Annotated in this window: 18 protein-coding genes, 1 tRNA gene, 2 pseudogenes and 1 riboswitch; of the genes and pseudogenes, 7 read left to right on the plus strand and 14 right to left on the minus strand. The window is 65.1% G+C overall.

What is annotated here, in order from left to right:
* A partial coding sequence (mutL, locus tag G3N97_RS26090; RefSeq protein WP_241030835.1) for a DNA mismatch repair endonuclease MutL occupies positions 1-1,228 on the minus strand: 1,228 nt, incomplete at its 3' end.
* Positions 1,229-1,463: 235 nt separating this feature from the next.
* On the opposite strand from mutL, the gene G3N97_RS26095 reads away from it, so the two are divergent.
* Positions 1,464-2,150, plus strand: a complete 687-nt coding sequence (locus tag G3N97_RS26095; protein WP_205995954.1) for a DedA family protein — start codon at positions 1,464-1,466, stop codon at positions 2,148-2,150.
* Positions 2,151-2,249: 99 nt separating this feature from the next.
* On the opposite strand, the gene G3N97_RS26100 is transcribed toward G3N97_RS26095, so the two are convergent.
* Positions 2,250-3,074: a mechanosensitive ion channel family protein gene (locus G3N97_RS26100; protein ID WP_205995955.1), complete on the minus strand. Its 825-nt coding sequence runs from the start codon at positions 3,072-3,074 to the stop codon at positions 2,250-2,252.
* 375 nt (positions 3,075-3,449) lie between these two features.
* Between G3N97_RS26100 and G3N97_RS26105 the strand changes: the two are divergent.
* Positions 3,450-4,064: pseudogene (locus G3N97_RS26105) on the plus strand (ParB-like protein); the annotation flags it as partial.
* A gap of 167 nt (positions 4,065-4,231) precedes the next feature.
* On the opposite strand, the gene G3N97_RS26110 reads toward G3N97_RS26105, so the two are convergent.
* Both G3N97_RS26110 and G3N97_RS26115 read right to left on the minus strand, forming a co-directional pair.
* Positions 4,232-4,642: a hypothetical protein gene (locus G3N97_RS26110; protein ID WP_205995957.1), complete on the minus strand. Its 411-nt coding sequence runs from the start codon at positions 4,640-4,642 to the stop codon at positions 4,232-4,234.
* 326 nt (positions 4,643-4,968) lie between these two features.
* The gene (locus tag G3N97_RS26115; protein WP_205995958.1) at positions 4,969-5,886 is read right to left on the minus strand and encodes a LysR family transcriptional regulator; all 918 of its coding nucleotides are present in this window, start codon (positions 5,884-5,886) and stop codon (positions 4,969-4,971) included.
* 106 nt (positions 5,887-5,992) lie between these two features.
* Here G3N97_RS26115 and G3N97_RS26120 point away from each other — a divergent pair, with 106 nt between their 5' ends.
* The 4 genes from G3N97_RS26120 to G3N97_RS26135 all read left to right on the plus strand — a co-directional run bounded on the left by G3N97_RS26120 (position 5,993) and on the right by G3N97_RS26135 (position 8,857).
* The gene (locus tag G3N97_RS26120) at positions 5,993-6,556 is read left to right on the plus strand and encodes a cytochrome b (RefSeq protein ID WP_205995959.1); all 564 of its coding nucleotides are present in this window, start codon (positions 5,993-5,995) and stop codon (positions 6,554-6,556) included.
* Between the two features lie 82 nt (positions 6,557-6,638).
* On the plus strand, positions 6,639-7,226 hold the full coding sequence (locus G3N97_RS26125; RefSeq protein WP_074986791.1) for a YceI family protein: 588 nt from the start codon (positions 6,639-6,641) through the stop codon (positions 7,224-7,226).
* Between the two features lie 75 nt (positions 7,227-7,301).
* Positions 7,302-7,892, plus strand: coding sequence for a YceI family protein (locus G3N97_RS26130; RefSeq protein ID WP_065059258.1), 591 nt, complete (start codon positions 7,302-7,304; stop codon positions 7,890-7,892).
* A 194-nt stretch (positions 7,893-8,086) separates the two neighbouring features.
* Positions 8,087-8,857: a hypothetical protein gene (locus G3N97_RS26135; RefSeq protein ID WP_241030836.1), complete on the plus strand. Its 771-nt coding sequence runs from the start codon at positions 8,087-8,089 to the stop codon at positions 8,855-8,857.
* Between the two features lie 45 nt (positions 8,858-8,902).
* On the opposite strand, the gene G3N97_RS26140 is transcribed toward G3N97_RS26135, so the two are convergent.
* The 10 genes from G3N97_RS26140 to ydfG form a co-directional block, all read right to left on the minus strand.
* Positions 8,903-9,349 (minus strand): hypothetical protein, encoded by a 447-nt coding sequence (locus tag G3N97_RS26140; RefSeq protein WP_241030837.1) that lies wholly within the window; start codon positions 9,347-9,349, stop codon positions 8,903-8,905.
* A 157-nt stretch (positions 9,350-9,506) separates the two neighbouring features.
* Positions 9,507-9,582: transfer RNA gene (locus G3N97_RS26145), tRNA-Lys, on the minus strand.
* A gap of 225 nt (positions 9,583-9,807) precedes the next feature.
* Positions 9,808-10,557: a tol-pal system protein YbgF gene (gene ybgF / locus G3N97_RS26150; protein ID WP_205995960.1), complete on the minus strand. Its 750-nt coding sequence runs from the start codon at positions 10,555-10,557 to the stop codon at positions 9,808-9,810.
* 24 nt (positions 10,558-10,581) lie between these two features.
* A complete protein-coding gene (pal, locus tag G3N97_RS26155) occupies positions 10,582-11,091 on the minus strand; it encodes a peptidoglycan-associated lipoprotein Pal (RefSeq protein ID WP_065059256.1) in 510 nt (169 codons plus the stop codon).
* 18 nt (positions 11,092-11,109) lie between these two features.
* On the minus strand, positions 11,110-12,402 hold the full coding sequence (gene tolB / locus G3N97_RS26160; RefSeq protein ID WP_205995961.1) for a Tol-Pal system beta propeller repeat protein TolB: 1,293 nt from the start codon (positions 12,400-12,402) through the stop codon (positions 11,110-11,112).
* A gap of 123 nt (positions 12,403-12,525) precedes the next feature.
* Positions 12,526-13,530, minus strand: coding sequence for a cell envelope integrity protein TolA (gene tolA / locus G3N97_RS26165; RefSeq protein WP_205995962.1), 1,005 nt, complete (start codon positions 13,528-13,530; stop codon positions 12,526-12,528).
* Positions 13,527-13,973, minus strand: coding sequence for a protein TolR (gene tolR, locus G3N97_RS26170; protein ID WP_065059253.1), 447 nt, complete (start codon positions 13,971-13,973; stop codon positions 13,527-13,529). Before tolR ends, tolA begins: the two co-directional genes overlap by 4 nt.
* A 24-nt stretch (positions 13,974-13,997) precedes the next feature.
* On the minus strand, positions 13,998-14,675 hold the full coding sequence (gene tolQ, locus G3N97_RS26175) for a protein TolQ (RefSeq protein WP_027817805.1): 678 nt from the start codon (positions 14,673-14,675) through the stop codon (positions 13,998-14,000).
* A gap of 154 nt (positions 14,676-14,829) precedes the next feature.
* Positions 14,830-15,333 (minus strand): tol-pal system-associated acyl-CoA thioesterase, encoded by a 504-nt coding sequence (gene ybgC, locus G3N97_RS26180; protein WP_205995963.1) that lies wholly within the window; start codon positions 15,331-15,333, stop codon positions 14,830-14,832.
* Positions 15,334-15,400: 67 nt separating this feature from the next.
* Entirely contained in the window at positions 15,401-16,147 is a 747-nt protein-coding gene (gene ydfG, locus G3N97_RS26185) for a bifunctional NADP-dependent 3-hydroxy acid dehydrogenase/3-hydroxypropionate dehydrogenase YdfG (RefSeq protein ID WP_074986727.1), read from the minus strand.
* Positions 16,148-16,386: 239 nt separating this feature from the next.
* A riboswitch (ZMP/ZTP riboswitch) is annotated at positions 16,387-16,578 on the plus strand.
* A 160-nt stretch (positions 16,579-16,738) separates the two neighbouring features.
* On the opposite strand from ydfG, the pseudogene glyA reads away from it, so the two are divergent.
* Positions 16,739-17,204: pseudogene (gene glyA / locus G3N97_RS26190) on the plus strand (serine hydroxymethyltransferase); the annotation flags it as partial.

Below are 17,204 nucleotides of genomic sequence, written 5' to 3' on the forward strand. Positions count from 1 at the left end.
TCGCGATGATCGAACTGAGCCCCGCCGATCCACCGAGCACGCCCGCGCCCGGAATCGCGCGCGGTTCGATCATCGCGGCATGGCCGCCCGCCGTGGTTTCCGGCGACGCGCCCGCGTGCCGCGCGAGCGCGCGCTGCACGGCATGGAACACGAACTGGTGAATCGAGCGCGAATCGCGGAAACGCACCTCGATCTTCGACGGATGCACGTTCACATCGACGGCCTCGGGCGGCAGGTCGAGGAACAGCACATACGACGGATAACGGTCGCCGTGCAGCACGTCCTCATAGGCCGCGCGCACCGCGTGCGTGAGCAGCTTGTCGCGCACGAAGCGGCCGTTCACGAAGAAGTACTGCTGATCGGCGCGATTGCGGCTCGCCGTCGGCAGACCCGCGCAGCCGTAGACGGCGAGCGGACCCGCGCGCTCGTCGAGCGGCAGATGCGCGGTGGCGAAGGTCTCGCCGAGAATCTTCGAGACGCGCGTGCCCGGATCGCTCGCGTTCCAGTGCTCGACGGCGCGGCCGTTGTGCAGCACCGAAATCGCCACGTCCGGACGCGCGAGCGCGCTGCGGCGGATCATTTCCAGGCAATGACCGAGTTCGGTCTGCTCGCTCTTGAGGAATTTGCGGCGCGCGGGCGTATTGAAGTACAGCTCGCGCACTTCGATAGTCGTGCCCTGGCCGCCCGCGGCGGGCGAGATCGCGCCCGTATGCGCGTCGATCTTGACGGCGTGCGCGTCCTGCGCGGTGCGGCTCGTGATCGACATTTCGGCGACCGAGGCGATCGAGGCCAGCGCTTCGCCGCGAAACCCGAGCGTCGCGACGCTTTCGAGTTCCGCGAGCGAGCGGATCTTGCTGGTGGCGTGGCGCATCAGCGCGAGCGGCAATTCGCCTTCGGGAATGCCGCAGCCGTCGTCGGCGATCGAGATGCGTTTGACGCCGCCTTCGTCGAGCAGGATGCGCAGCGTGCTCGCGCCCGCGTCCAGCGCGTTTTCGAGCAGTTCCTTCACGACCGAGGCGGGGCGCTCGACCACTTCGCCGGCGGCGATCTGGCTGATCAGCTGATCGGGCAGCGCCTGGATCGCGCGCGCGGGCCGCGGGCCGCGCGAGACGGATTCGGGCGCCGCGGTGGCTGCGTTGGCCGAGTCCGCCGCGTTGGCCTCATGGGCGTCGGCGGAGGCGGGAGCGTCGGGCGCGGCGGCGCCGGTGGGATCGGAATTCGAAGACATGCGCGCAATTATAGCGAGTCGCGACGCGCCGGCCTGGCGCGCGACTCGCGCCCCTTAAGTGTCCGTTAAGCGCCAATATGCGATCTATTGGACGCATTTTTGCCGCCGTTCACGGGAATTTTTCGTGACGGCGGGGCACTTTCTGTATCATGGCGCGGTCAATTTTCCTTCTCGCGCAACACCGGGCGAGGGCGCTTCCTGCAAGCGCTCCGTCCTCGACCAATAAGGGACACTTTTGGATACGCTGCTGCAGTTCGTCAATCTTGTCTTGCACATCGACAAGTTTCTCGGAGTCTTCATCCACCAGTACGGTGCCTGGGTCTATGCGGTCCTGTTCCTGATCGTGTTCTGCGAAACCGGGCTCGTCGTGCTGCCGTTCCTGCCGGGCGATTCGCTGCTGTTTATCGGCGGCGCGTTCGCGGCCACGCACGAGATGAATCTCGGCCTGCTGCTCGTGCTCCTGATCGTCGCGGCGGTCACGGGCAACACGCTCAACTACATGATCGGCCGGGCGATCGGACCGGCAGTGTTCAATACGCGCATACGCGGGCTCGAACGCTTCCTCGACCGCGCCGCGCTGCAAAAGACCCACAACTTCTACGAACGTCACGGCGGCAAGACCATCGTGCTCGCGCGCTTCATTCCGGTCGTGCGCACGTTCGCGCCGTTCGTCGCGGGCGTCTCGCAGATGAGCATGCAGCGCTTCCAGCTCTTCAACGTCGCGGGCGCGCTGTTCTGGGTGCTGCTGCTCGTGCTGCTCGGCTTCTTCTTCGGCAACATTCCGTTCATCCGCCAGTACCTCAACATCATCGTGCTGGTGGGCATCGGCGCGGCGATCGTGCCGGTCGTGCTCGGCGGCCTCTGGAAGATGATGCGCAAGAACAGCGGCGGCAATGCCGTGCGCGGGCCGAATGGCAATTGAGGCGCACTGAGCGGCTGATCGGCTGAACGTCGGATCGGCGCTTCACGAAAAAACGGCATCGCCCGCAAGGACGATGCCGTTTTTCTTTGCGCGGACGCCTTACGCGCCCTGCGTGCCGATGCGCCGGATGATCGACGGCGTTTCCGGCGTCGGATAACCCGCGTCGCGGAAGGTCTCGACGATCGCGCGGTTGGTGTCGAAATACACCTGCCAGTAGGTGTCGTTGTTGGTGTACGGACGCACCGCGAGCAACGGACCTTCGGGCGTGAACGAGAGAATCTCGACGTCGGGCGCGGGTTCCTGCGCGACGTTCGGGATTTTCGCGAGGGCCGCGCGCAGCCGGTTGGCGGCATCGACGGGATCGACGCCGTTGGCGATCTTCGCGGTCAGCTCGACGCGGCGCACGGGCGTCGCGCTGTAGTTCGAGATGGTGTCCGAGAAGATCTTGTTGTTGCCGACGATGTTGATCACGTTGTCCGGTGAAATGATGGTTGTGCCGAAGATGCCCAGCTCTTTCACGGTGCCGGTCACGCCGCCCGCCGTCACGAAGTCGCCGACCTTGAACGGACGCAGCACCTGCATGAACACGCCCGCCGCGAAGTGCGCGAGCAGACCGCCCCACGCCGTGCCGATGGCGAGGCCGAGACCGGCGAGCAGCGCCGCGAACGAGGTGGTCTGCACGCCGAACACCTGCAGGATCGCGAGCACCAGCAGCAGGTTGAGCACGCCCGCGAGAATCGAGCTGAGGTAGTGCGCGAGCGTGGGGTCGACGCGTTCATTGCGGCCGAGCAGTTTGCGCAGGAAGCCGGCGATCAGGTTGATGACCCAGCGCCCGACGATCCACAGCACGATCGCCGCCAGCACCTTGGTCCCGAAGTCGATGCCTCGGGTCATGATGAATACGCGGATGGTTTCGAGATCCAAGATGCCCTCGCTTGAGTCGATGATTGAGCCGGAAAGACGCGCGAACTGCAGAGCACTGCGAGCTGATGCGACTGCCTGAAACAAACCTGCGACGACGTTGAGGCAAGAACTGCGAAACGGTCGGTGACGCCGATGCTTAACGATCTGGCGAAAAGCCGGCAGGGCGCCGCGCCTTCGCGTCATATCCGTGCATTTATAGGCGAAGTGGCGATCGCGTGCATCCTGCGTGCCCGGCGTCGTCGGGGTTGACCCGACAAGGGTCGCGCGGCTCGTTGCCTCGATTCATGCGCACCGCATACCGGTTCGGTTGTATCGTTGCGCGACGGTTATTCACCGCATCCCATCACTTCGCGATACCCGATCAGGAGGCCAGCCATGAACCTGCAGAACACCGATCTGCATCTCATCGACGTCAATCTCGACGAACTGCGTCCGACGCAGCTTACCGTCGGCTTTCGCGAGGTCAACGCCAAGCGCGAGCACTGGACATCGCTCGACAAGAAAGGCCGCGCGGCGGCGATCGATTCGCACTGGTTTCCGGCCGTGCTCGGGCCGAAGGGGCGCTACTACGTGGTCGATCATCACCACCTCGGGCTCGCGTGGCTGCACGAAGGCGTGCCGAGCGTGAAGGTGACGGTGCTCAAGGATCTGTCGTGGCTCGACACCACGATCTTCTGGCGGATGATGGAGCACAACCAGTGGGTGCATCCGTTCGATGCGTCCGGCGAGCGCTGCGATTACACGAATCTGCCGAAGCAGCTGCTCGGTCTCGCCGACGATCCGTACCGCAGCCTCGCGGGCGAGTTGCGCGTGGCGGGCGGCTACGCGAAGGACACGACGCCGTTCAGCGAATTCCTCTGGGCCGACTATCTGCGCCGCAAGGTGTCGGCGGCGCGCGTGCGCAAGGACTTCGACGAGGCGCTCAGCGAGGCGCTCGCCCACGCACACGACCCGGACGCGCGTTATCTGCCGGGGTGGTCCGGCGTGGTGCCGCCGGCGGGGCAGGCTGCGCAACCGGCTCAAGCCGCCAAACCTGCGAAGTCTGTGAAAGCTGTGAAAGCCGCGCAGGCGTCGCAAGCGTCGCAGGCGCAGCAACCCGCGGCTACGGCGTCGGGCAAGGGCAAGAAGGCGTCGAAGTAGCGAGGATGCGCGGCGCCCTACATCGGCAAGGTGGATTTGCTGTAGGGCGACGTTTCGATCACGAGGTCGTCGCGCGCGGTTTTGCGTTCAGCGCTGCGTCCAGTTTCGCGCTCTGCGTGGCGATCAGCCGCGCGTCGACTGACCAGACCGCCGGCGACGAGCGCGAACAGCGCGCTCAGCACATACGCGGCGGCGCGCGGGAAGAACGCTTCGACCGGATGACGCTCGCGCCACGGGCCGCCCGCATCGGCGAACACGAGGAAGGTGAGTGCGGCGTCGAAGGCGCACGCGAGCACCATCATGCCGACGAACACGCGCGCGCCGCGCACGCTCACGTCCGGGCGCATCGCGCGGATGAACCAGCAGACCAGTTGCACGGCGGCAAGCAGGGCGAGATTCGAAACCAGGCAGTAGACGAAGTTATCCATGTGACGTGTCGAGCAAGATCGAGCGACGCGCGGTGGAAGACGGCACCGCGCGGACCGTCGCGGCGCGAGGTCGCGCGCCGCCGGCTTTTTGAGCGGCGCGATCATGGCACGAGGGTCTTTCTCGAAAAATGCGTGGACGGGCGGATTGCCACGCCCGGCGCAGCGGCCGACGCGCCGCAATGGCTGCGGCGCGCCGCGTGGCGCGGCTCAGGCGGGTTTGTGAAGCTTTGTCAGGTGCGCGGGCGGGTTGTATCGGCGCAACTGGGCGCGCGGCAATGTCTGCGCGCGAGTTCAGCCGACGCTGTCAGCGCATGCCGCCGACGATGTCAGCGCGCGTCGGGCAGCGACGCGTGCGGCGGCGTGCCGTTCGTCAGATATTCGCAGAGCCACAGGGTCGCGGGACCGGCGCCCGTGTCGGTGCGATGGATCAGCGTGACGTTGTAATTCACCGAGCTGCGGTCGGCGAGCGCGATGCGCACGAGGCGGCCCGCTTCGAGATCGGCTTCCACCAGATGGCGCGGCATGGAACCCCAGCCCAGGCCCGCGAGCAGCAGACGGTGCTTCGCGCCGAGGTCGCCGAGTTTCCACGCGCGGTTGCTGTACACGCCGAAGGTCTGCCCGACCGTCAGGCGGCTGCGGTCGGTGAGCACGAGTTGCGTGTGCTCGCGCGCGTCGGAAATGCGCACGGGCTGCGCGGCCTGCGCGAGCGGATGACAGGGCGCGGCCACCATCACCAGTTCGACGGTGCCGATCGCGCGCGCCTCGATCACGTGCGGCCAGTTCTGGTTCGGCCCGCTGATGCCGAACGCGCAGTCGCCGTCGAGCACGAGCTTGAGCACGCCGCCGAGCGCTTCCATCGTCAAATTCAGCGCGACGGTGGGGAATTCGCGCGCGAAGGCCTGCAGCGCCTGCACCAGCCGTCCCGACGGAAACATCACGTCGACGGCCACCGAGACTTCGCCTTCCAGCCCGCGCTGCAACCCGGCCGCCTTGGCGTTAAGCTGGCCCATCAGCAGGTCGAGGCGGCGCGCGTCGGCGAGAATCGCACGGCCCGCCGCCGTGAGTTCGGGCTTGCGCTTGCCGCGCTCGAACAGCGCCACGCCCAGCAGCGCCTCCAGATTCGCGATCGTGTAGCTCACCACCGACTGCGCGCGGTCGAGCTGGCGGGCCGCCGCCGAGAAGCTGCCGGTTTCCGCCACCGCGATCAGCGCGCGCAGTTGTTCGAGGCTCGGAGAGCGGTCCATGGGCGATCTATCGAAAAATTGGATGGTAACGATCCATTCTAGACGATTGTTTGAATAGCTCGCGTCGGGGTAAAGTGCGCGTTCCCCATCAAGGATAACCATGCCGATGAATCGAACCGTCAAGTCCGCCGGCCGCTACAGCGGCGTCGCCATGCTGCTGCACTGGCTGGTCGCCGTGCTGATCGTCTGGGGCTTCGCGCTCGGCTGGATCATGACCGACATTCCCGGCATCACGCCCACCAAGCTGCGCTATTTTTCGTGGCACAAGTGGATCGGCGTGACCGTGCTTGCGCTCGTGCTGGTGCGCCTGATCTGGCGCGCGACGCACGCCGCGCCCGTGCTGCCCGCCGCGACGCCCGCGTGGGAGAAGGGGCTCGCGCATCTCGGTCACTTCCTGCTTTACGTGCTGATGGTGGCGATTCCCGTGACCGGCTATCTGTACAGCTCGGCGGCCGGCATTCAGGTGGTGTATCTCGGCATCTGGCCGCTGCCCACGCTGATCGATCCGGACACCGCGCTCAAGGGCACGCTGCGCCTCGTGCACGTGTCGCTGAACTACACGCTGCTCGCCGTGGTGGCGCTGCACGTGCTCGCGGTCGTGAAGCATCAGTTGCTCGACCGGCAGAACATCCTCGCGCGCATGCTGCCGTTCGGCACGCCGCGCGATTGAACACCCCGTGCGCCGCGCCTCGCGCGCCGCTTTCCTTTTCGACGTCTTTTTCACCGCTTCCAGCGTAAATAGCGAACCGATCATGATCCACCGTCTCGTCCAGAAAGCCTCCGTCGTCGCGCTCGGCGCGGCGCTCGCCGCCGGCGCGGCCTTCACCGCTTCGTTCGCCCTGAACGCGGATGCGGCGCCCGAAGCCGGCAAGAGCACCGTCTCGGCCGTGTTCAAGCAGATGAACGTGCCGGTCGAAGGCAAGTTCAACCACTTCAGCGCCGACGTGCATTTCGATCCGGCCAACGCCGCCGCATCGAGCGCGAAGCTCGACGTCGAGGTCGCGAGCTTCGACCTCGGCTCGCCCGACTACAACAAGGAAGTGGCCGGCGACGAGTGGTTCGACGCAGGCAAATTCCCGCACGCGACCTTCGTCTCCACGCAGATCAAGGCCGGCGCGAACGGCGCGTATTCGGTCGCGGGCAAGCTCACGATCAAGGGCAAGACGACCGACGTCGTCGTGCCGGTGCAGTACCACAAGGACGGCGCGAACCAGGTGTTCGACGGCGCGCTGCCCATCAAGCGCCTCGCGTACAACATCGGCACGGGCGAGTGGAAAGACACCTCGATCGTCGCCGACGACGTGCAGATCAAGTTTCACATCGTGGCCGCCGCGCATTGACGCGCACCGGCTGTCCGTTTTCATCGCAAATCGCATTCGCTTCGTCTTAACCCCAGCATCAGGACACACGCTCACATGAAGAACACGATCTTCGCCGCGGCTGCCGCCGCCGCACTCGCCGCCGCCATCGCCACGCCCGCCGTCGCTGCGCCGACCACCTACAACCTCGACCCGACGCACACGTACCCGAGCTTCGAGACCGACCACTTCGGCGGCGTCTCGGTGTGGCGCGGCAAGTTCACGAAGAGCTCGGGCACGGTCGTGCTCGACCCGGCTGCGAAGACCGGCACGGTCGACGTGACCATCGACGCATCGTCGATCGACACGGGCAACAAGGCGCTCGACAAGCACGTCAGCTCGGCGGAAATGCTCGACGCAGCCAAGTACCCGACGGCGGTCTACAAGGGCACGTCGATCAAGTACGACGGCGACAAGCCCGTCGAAGTGATCGGCACGTTCACGCTGCACGGCGTGACCAAGCCGCTGAACCTGAAGATCGATTCGTTCAAGTGCTTCCAGAACCCGATGCTCAAGCGTGAAGTGTGCGGCGCCGACGCGACCGCCACGTTCGATCGTTCGGACTACGGCGTGAACTACGGCCAGGCATATGGCTTCAAGATGGCCACGACGCTGCAGATCCAGGTCGAAGGCATCAAGGCCGACTAAGTCTTTGCCGATTTGAGCCGCCGAGGCTCGACGAAGAAAGCCCGTGCGCGTGATGCGTGCGGGCTTTTTTCATGGGCGCGGCACGGTCCGTTCGTGCGATGGCGCGTCTATGGGATGATCTCGCTTTGTCCGGCGCGGGGCGTGCTTGCCGCGCATAGCCGGGAAATCTCAGGCTCGAAACAGGGAGAAGGGCGATGTCGCGACTCGCATGGGGGCATGCGCGGATTCGGCGCGTACAGGACGCGGCGTATGTTGTGGCGCGCGTTGCTGCGTGCGTTGCGGGCTTGTGTGCGGTGTTCGGCGCGTCGGCGGCGCAGGCCGCGCCTGCCGTCGAGGCAGGCGACTACATCTTCGTCGAGGGCGGCAGCGGCCACGGCTCGCTGAGCGTGAAGAACGGCCGCTTCAGCATCGAGACGGTGGGCGGGAATTGCCACGAATGTCAGGTCGACGGCAAGATCGTGGGCCGCACCGGCATCGCGACCGATAGCGACGCCACCTGCCGGATCAGCATGACGGGCGCGAACGGCCAACTGAAACTCGACACCGGCGATTCGGACGCATGCCGCTCGTTCTGCGGCATGCGCGCGGACTTCCAGGGCGAATACCGCAAGCCGCCCGAGGCGTGCCGCGATGCGGCGCGCGCAACGCGTCTGAAGTCGGCGCGGGCGCTGTATGCGAAGAAGGATTACGCGGGCGCGAGCGCGGCGCTGGGTTCGCTGGTCGGCGAGTGCCAGACGTTCATGAACTGGATCGAGCGGGACAGCGCGCGCAGCGATCTCGCGCTCGCGCAGTATCACCTTGGGCAGAGCGCGCAGTGCGTCGCGACGCTCGCGCAAACCGTCGCGATCCAGAACGGCACGGATGAACTGCCGCCCTGCGACGCCGATAACTATCGCAGCGTCGGCAAGGCGATTCTGTTCAACGAGGCAATGTGCAAGCGCGCCGCGGCGGGCGGCAAGCGCTGAGAGCGGCGGTGCGCGATTCGCGTGGATCGCGCAACTGATGAGGCGTTAGTGGATCGGCGAATCGCTGCTGTGCGTGCCGTGCGGCGCGAGCGCGACATCGACCACGTGCGTATGCCAGATGCCGCACGTCGCCTTGACGGGCACCCATGCGTACTTGCCGCGCAGTTTCGCGAAGCCGCGCAGGTGAATCAGCGTGTCGATGGGCGAGGCCTGCGGTACCGGGCTCGACGCGCCGTCAGGCAGCGCGCTCGCAGGCACCGGGCTTTCGACTTTCGCGGTGAGCGCGCGGCGGTCGGGGACCATCAGCGAGTCGTAGCGCGGTGCGCCGTGCACCCATTGATCGAGCGCGGCGACGCAGTTCACCACGGCGTCGGGCACCTTCATTCGGCGCAGATATTCGTAGTCTTCGGGCGGAGCTTGAACTTGGGCCTGGACGCGCAGACTGATCCAGAGCAGCGCGAGCATGACGCAGGCGAGAGTCGAGAACTTCATGTTGACGTGGCCTGTGCGGCGGGGGAACGGCAGGGTGGGGAAGTATACACGCTGAGCTGGGCGAGGCTTGCCCGGGAACGCAGACCGCATCCGGCAGAAAGCGTCGCGCAAAAGCAAAAAGCCCAGTCACGAGGACTGGGCTTCTTGTTTCAAGCTTTGGTAGGCCGTACGGGATTCGAACCTGTGACCAACGGATTAAAAGTCCGCTGCTCTACCAGCTGAGCTAACGACCCGAAAGAAGCGGGATTATAGCAGACATCCTATACGTGTCAACCCTGGGCCGTGCGTTCATTTGGCGTTCACGGAGCGCTCGGGCAAGACAAGCCAAAAGAAAAAGCCCGGAATACGGTGTATTCCGGGCTTTTCGGGAAATGCGAGAGGCGCGCTTGGCGAACCGGCGGTCGTCGACATCGCAACGACGGCCGCATTCGCTTCACGCTACATCGATCCAGCGGCGCTTACTTGAGCTGTGACAGCTTGCTCTGTGCCGTCTGGGCAACGTCCGAGCTGCCGTATTGCGAAACGATCTGTTCGAGCGTGCGCTTGGCCGCAGCCTTTTGCCCCTGCTCCATCTGATTGTTCGCGATCGCCAGCAGCGACTCGGCTGCGCGCGGATGTTGCGGATAGTTCTTGACCACGCCCTGCCACGTCGCCGTCGACCCCTTGTAGTCCTTCAACGCATACAGCGCGTTGCCGAGCCAGTACTGCGCCGTAGGCTGATACGGGCTCTGCGGATACTTGGAGATGAAGCTGCGGAACGCCGAAGCGGCCTGCTTGAAGTCACCGTTGCGGAACTGCTGGGAAGCGGAGTTGAACGCATCCATTTCGCCCGGCTGAACGGTACCCTGCACGCCATCCACGGTCTCTTGCTGCGGCTCGAACTTCTTGAGACGCGTATCGAGATCCGTGTAGTAGTCCTTCTGTTGCTTCGTCAGGGTCGTGAGCTCGTTCGCCAGATCCTCGGTCTGTCCGCGCAACGTGGCGACCTGCTGGTTGAGCTGGTCGATGTGGTTGGACTGATCGAGAATCGTGCGCTGTGCGGCGGACAACTGGCTCGACAGATTGTCGGTCTTGGCGCGCAGGTCGAGAATCGCCTGGCGCGCCTGATCGTCATCGAAGAGACCCGCGTGGGCCGGGATCGCCGCAAAGGCGACGCCGGCCACGCAGGCGGCTGCGGCTACCCGCAGCGGGGAGAAACGGTGCGACATACGCCCCTTCATCCAATGCTCAGATTACTGTTGGTACACGAGGTCGGCACGACGGTTTTGCGCCCACGAGGCTTCGTCGTGACCTTGTGCGACCGGCTTTTCCTTGCCCAGGCTCACAGCTTCCATCTGCGAATCGGGCACGCCCATCAGCGACAGCGCCTTGCGGACAGCTTCAGCACGCTTCTGGCCGAGTGCCAGGTTGTACTCGCTCGTGCCGCGCTCGTCGGTGTTGCCCTGGATCAGGACGTGACGTTCCGGGTGCGTCTTGAGGTACTGGGCGTGAGCCTGGATCACGCTCTGGTAGTCGTCCTTGACTGCGTAGCTGTCGAAGTCGAAGTACACGCTGCGCTTGGCGAGCGGGCTGTTCGGATCGTTCAGCGGGTCGACGTTCACTTGCGCGACGGCGTTCGGGTTCGGCTGCGTGCTCATCGAGCCGGCGTTCGCGTTTTCGTCGGTCTTCGGAGCCGACTTACACGCGGCCAGTGCACCGATCATCAAGACGGCCAGCGCCAGGCGGAATTTGTTCGACATCATTTTTGCTCTCCTGAAGTGTTATTGCATAAAAGGACCCCAGGACGGCTCGCGTACGCTGCCGCCCTGAACGGACAGGATTTGCCGCGTACGACCGTCGGTCGATACAGCAGCCAGCACGCCACGGCCGTTCACCTGAGTGGCGTAAAGAATGTACTGACCGTTCGCCGCGAAGCTGGGCGATTCGTCATGTGTCGTGTCGGTGAGCGCGGTTGCGACGCCGGACTGCAGATCTTGAATGTACAGCTTAAATCCGCCGCCCGTGCGTGAGATGTACGCCAGCTGTTTGCCGTCGGGGCTGACCCGCGGGCTCGTGTTATAGCTGCCGGTAAACGTCACGCGTTGTGCTGCGCCTGCGCTTTCACCCTGTGCGGACATCCTGTAGATCTGCGGCTGGCCGCCGCGGTCGCTCGTGAAGTAAATCGAGCGTCCGTCAGGAGAGAAGGTGGGTTCGGTGTCGATGGTCGTGCCTTGCGTCAGGCGGCGCAAACCGGAGCCGTCGGCATTGACGGCGAAGATCTGCGTGTTGCCCGTGCGCGACAGCGCGACGGCGAGCGTGCGGCCGTCCGGCGACCAGGCCGGTGCCGAGTTGTTGCCCTTTTGGTCCGAGATGATGACGCGCCGCCCCGTAGGCAGGTCATGCACGTAGACGATGGGCTTCTTCTTTTCGAAAGAAACGTAAGCGACCTTGGTGCCGTCGGGCGACCAGGCCGGCGAGATGATCGGCTCGGGGCTGGAGAGCGCGATGTGCGCGTCCTGTCCGTCGGAGTCCGAAATCTGCAGCTGATAGCGACCGCCCGTGCGGATCACGTACGACAGGCGCGTGGCGAACACGCCGCGGTCGCCCATCAGCTTCTGATAGATGTAGTCCGCGACCTTGTGCGCGCTCATGCGCAGGCCCGCGGGCGGGCTTTGCAGCACGAGGCCGCCGAGGCTTTCGCCCTTGACGGTGTCGTAGAGCTTGAAGCGCACTTCGTACTGGCCGTTCGGCAGCTTGTTGACGCTGCCCGCGACGAACGCGTTGGCGCCCTTGGCCTTCCAGCTGCCGAGGTCGACCGAGTCGGTTTCCGACACCGGCGCGCTGCCGGCGTCGACGTTGGTGAATTTGCCGCTGCGCGCGAGGTCGGCGCGCACGATCGCGGCGACCTGCTGCGGCGAATTGGCTTCGCCCGCGAAGGTCGCCGTGGCGATCGGAAACTGGGTGGAGCCCACGCCGGTGACGAGGACGTTGAGTTGGGCGTTCGCGGCGCCGCCCACTGCGATCAGGCAGGAAGCGACGAGGGTACGCAGGCCAATTTTCGTCATCAGACTCATGCTGTGATGTTTCCTGAAAAAGCGATATTTGTCACACCGCGCGACAGCAGACAGACCCGAAATGCATCGAATCGTTCCTGTCTGCCGCCGCGCGCCAGCGTTTTTGCACTCTGACTTGCGCCGTCAACCCGCCGGGCGCAAGGTAATCTTGAAACTGGACGGCGTCTTGCCGTCGGTGTCCTGCGGCATCGGGTCCGAAAGCTTGACCGCACGCAAGGCTGCATCGTCCCAGGACGAGTTGCCGCTGCTGCGCGTGATCGTCGCCGAAAGCAGCGTGCCGCTCGGCGAACAGTGCACGGCGATCTCCGTCTCGAGGCCCGACGTTTCGCCGGACCACGTGATGTTCGGACGCACGCGGCGGCGCACCTTGTCGGCATAACCCGGCGTGGCTGCATTGCCGCCCGAACCGCTGCCCGTGCCGCTCTTCGCGAGACCGTTGCCGCTCGTGCCTTCGCCGCCGCCCATCGAGCCTTGCATCTGCGCGATGCGCGCGCGCCGCTCGGCGTCGAGCTTCTTGGCCTGGGCGTCGGCTTGCGCCTTCGCCTTCGCGGCCTTGTCGGCGTCGGCCTTCTTCTGGGCGTCGAGCTTCGCCTGCTTCTGCTGCTCTTCTTCCTGCTGCTTCTTCAGCGCGTCCTGCTGCTGTTGCTGCTGCTTGAGCTTCTCGGCGGCCTGCTGCTGTTCTTGCTGCTGCTGTTGCTTGAGCTTCGCGGCCTTCTGCTGCGCGGCGAGCTGCGCCGCCTGCTGGGCGGCCAGTTGCTGCTGGCGCTTCGCATCGGCTTCCTGCTGCTGCTTGATGCGCTGCTGTTCGGCCAGTTGCGCCTCGCGCGCCGCGGCTTCCTGCTGCTTGCGCTTTTGCTGCTGCAGCGCGATGTCGGCGTCTTCCGTCTGCGGCGGCGGCGGGGCAGGGGCCACCGGCGCGGGCGGCGGCAACGGCTTCGGCGTCGACAGGTCCGGCACCTCGGTCCAGAGCTCCGCCTCTTCACCCGCCGGCGTGCTGTTCTGCCAGTGGATGCCGTGGTAGAGGAAGAAACCGAGCAGCACGTGCATGACCACGGCGAGCGCTATAGCACGCCCCGTGCCACGCTCGCGCGGAGGCTGCAGCGGATAAGTGTCTTTCTTGCCGGTCATTGCGATTTGACGAGCAGTCCGACACGCTTGACGCCGTGCGCCTTCAGATCGGACATGACGTTCATCACCGTCTCGTACTTCACGGACTTGTCGGCGGCGATCACGACGGGCTGGTCGGGATGACTCTGCTCGCGGTCGGCGACGAAGCCGTTAAGGTCGGCGCGCGACATGGTTTCCTGCTGCGTGGCGCCCGAGTCGTCCTTATATTTGACGCTCAGATTGCCGTCGGGCCGGATATTGACCACGACGGGTGGAACCTGCTGCTGCTGCGACGCGCCACCGACGGTCGGCAGATTGACGATGGACGGCGCCACCAGCGGCGCGGTCACCATGAAGATCACGAGCAGCACCAGCATCACGTCGATGTACGGCACGACGTTGATGTCGGCCATCGCGCGGCGCGAGCGGCTGCCTCGCATGCTCGAACGGACTGAGCCTCCCATCTTCGACTCCTTGCTTCGTGAAGATTAGTGGGCCTGACGCTGCAGGATGTTCGAAAACTCTTCGATGAAGGTTTCGAAGCGGATCGCCAGACGGTCGATGTCGTGCGCGTAGCTGTTGTACGCAACGACGGCCGGAATCGCGGCGAACAGACCGATGGCGGTAGCCGTCAGCGCTTCGGCGATGCCGGGCGCGACGTTCGCGAGCGTGGCCTGCTGCACGTTCGCGAGACCGCGGAACGCATTCATGATCCCCCACACGGTGCCGAACAGACCGATGTACGGGCTGACCGAACCGACCGAGGCGAGGAACGAGAGATTCGCCTCGAGCGCGTCCATTTCGCGCTGGAAGGCCGCGCGCATGGCGCGGCGGGCGCCGTCGAGCACGAGGCTCGGATCGTTCAGACGCTTCTCCTTGGCCTTCAGGAATTCGCGCATGCCCGACTCGAAGATACGCTCGAGCGCGCCGATCGTGTGGCGGTTGTTCGCTGCGCTCTGGTAGAGCGCCTGCAGGTCGCCGCCCGACCAGAAGTCGCGTTCGAAGCGCTCGGTCTGCCGGCGTGCGCGGCGGATGGCGAACCACTTGCGGAAGATGAAGGTCCAGGAGATCAGAGACAGCAACAGGAGAAGTCCCATCACCGCCTGTGCCAGTATGCTCGCATTAAGAACGAGTGAAATGATCGACAGATCTTGTGTAGTGTTCATAGAGGTTCGTTGTAACGTCCCGGAAGGGGCGAGCGGCTGCAAGTCAACGCGAAGCTTCCCGAAGGCAAACGGCAAGGCAGCGCGCCGTCGCGGCCGAACCCAGCTTGGTCCTGCAAAGACCCGCGCGAGTTCACTGGCGTCGTATCAACGGCAATTAAGCGGATGCCGTTGACACGGTTGGTAAGACTTTCTTCATGCCACGCTCCAAAGCCTCGTGAACGTGGTCGGGAATGGCGCTCGCGCGCATGGTGCCGTCGACGCTCGCCACGCAGCCAACGCGGATCTTGCCCGTGGCCAGCAAGGTGTCGCCGCGCCACGCTTCCTGCATGAAATCGACCGACGCGCGGCCGAGCTTGTCGAGGCGGCTCACGATCGTCACGACGTCGTCGAGACGGGCGGGCACCCGGTAGTCGAGCGCGGTGCTGCGCACGACGAAGAGGGCGCCGGTTTCCTCGGCGAGACTGCGTTGATCAACGCCGCAGGCTCGCAGCCATTCGGTGCGCGCGCGTTCGAAGAACTTCAGGTAGTTCGCGTAGAACACGATGCCACCGGCGTCGGTGTCTTCGTAGTAGACGCGTATCGGCCATGTAAAACCGGACGCGGCCTCCGAACTTGGGGCCGTACCCGGCTTGCTGGTGGAGATTTCCATGCCGCGCATTCTACCGGAACGTACGGCGCGAACGCCGTTCGGACGACTGACATACGCAGGAAAATTGAAAGCAAATTTATCCGCGGTGGATACTCAGTCCGGCGAACGATTGCGCGACCGGCATGAGCTCGATCGTGTTGATATTGATGTGCGCCGGGCGCGTGGCGATCCAGTAGATGGAGTCGGCGATATCTTCAGCCGTGAGCGGCTGCACGTCCTTGTAAACATTGGCGGCTTTGGCGTCGTCGCCGCGGTAGCGCACGTTCGAGAACTCGGTGCCGCCGCACAGGCCCGGCTCGATGTCGGTCACGCGCAGCGCGGTGCCGGCGAGGTCGGCGCGCAGGTTCAGGCTGAACTGGCGCACGAACGCCTTGGTCGCGCCGTAGACATTGCCGCCCGGATACGGCCAGCGGCCCGCCACCGAACCCAGATTGAAGACGTGGCCGCGGTTGCGCGCCACCATGCCGGGCAGGAAGGCATGCGTGACCTGCACCAGACCGGTGCAATTGGTTTCGATCATGGTTTCCCATTCGTCGAGGTCGGCCTTCTGTGCCGGCTCCACGCCGAGCGCGAGGCCCGCGTTGTTGACGAGCACGTCAACGTCGGCGAATTCGGGCGGCAGGGCGGCGGGCGCGGCTTCCACGGCGGCGCGGTCACGCACGTCGAGCTCGAAGGGCAGAAGCGCGTCGCCGAGTTCGGCGGCCAGCGCATCGAGGCGATCCTTGCGGCGTGCCGTGGCGACGACGCGATGGCCGCCCTTGACGAAGGCCCGCGCGATGGCGGCGCCGAATCCCGCAGATGCGCCGGTGACGAAAACGATCATGGTTGCTCCCTGGTCGGTAGTAGGCGAAGAAAGGGGAAAGCCTACTTCCATTGCGGCGCTGCGGCAAGGAAGGGTCGGAACGCGCGCGAGCGCCGCGTCGGGCCGACGGCGCCATGGCGTGGCGGGCTGCCCGGCAGTCTGCGCGCCGCAACAGCCGGGCGCCTCACGGGCTTCGCCGACGCCCGCTCGCGGGTCGCCTCGGTTGCCTATTCCGGGCCGTTCCAATACACTTACGCGCTCAATCCCTGCGTGACTGGCGATAGGGTTCCTGAATGACGGCGCGTGCATGTTTTGCTGCACACGATGCCGTAAAAGCCGCTGTAACAAGCGTGCGGCATGCTGCGTCTGGCGCGGCTCGATCAGGAACTCAAGGTGGAACGACCCACCGTGAAGCGCAGGGTGCCGTTTTGCCGTTCGCCTGGGCAGCCGAGATCCGCGCGCTTCAATGAGCGCTGCACGGGCTGTCCTGCCTCGCGTGTGCGGCACCTTCTTCCGCCACGTCAAGGCTGGCCACTTCGCCAGCAGCGCCGCGTACCCGCTACGCGTTCCGCGCGAGACCCGGTCAACCTGAACACACTTAACGGAACCCGTATGTTTGACAGAGCCGAAAGCACCATCGCCAACGTCGATCCCGAACTCTTCGCCGCGATCGAACTCGAGAACCGCCGCCAGGAAGAGCACATCGAGCTCATCGCGTCGGAAAACTACACCTCGCCCGCCGTCATGGCCGCGCAAGGTTCGCAGCTCACCAACAAATACGCCGAAGGCTATCCCGGTAAGCGTTATTACGGCGGCTGCGAAAACGTCGATATCGTCGAGCAGCTCGCGATCGACCGCGTCAAGGCGCTGTTCGGCGCCGAAGCCGCCAACGTCCAGCCGAACTCCGGCTCGCAGGCCAACCAGGGCGTGTTCTTCGCCGTCCTGAAGCCAGGCGACACCATCATGGGCATGAGCCTCGCCGAAGGCGGCCACCTCACGCACGGCATGGCGCTCAACATGAGCGGCAAGTGGTTCAACGTCGTGAGCTACGGCCTCGACGCCAACGAAGACATCGACT

The organism is Paraburkholderia sp. Ac-20347 (assembly GCF_017104805.1).
In the GTDB taxonomy this organism is placed as follows: Bacteria; Pseudomonadota; Gammaproteobacteria; order Burkholderiales; family Burkholderiaceae; genus Paraburkholderia; species Paraburkholderia tropica.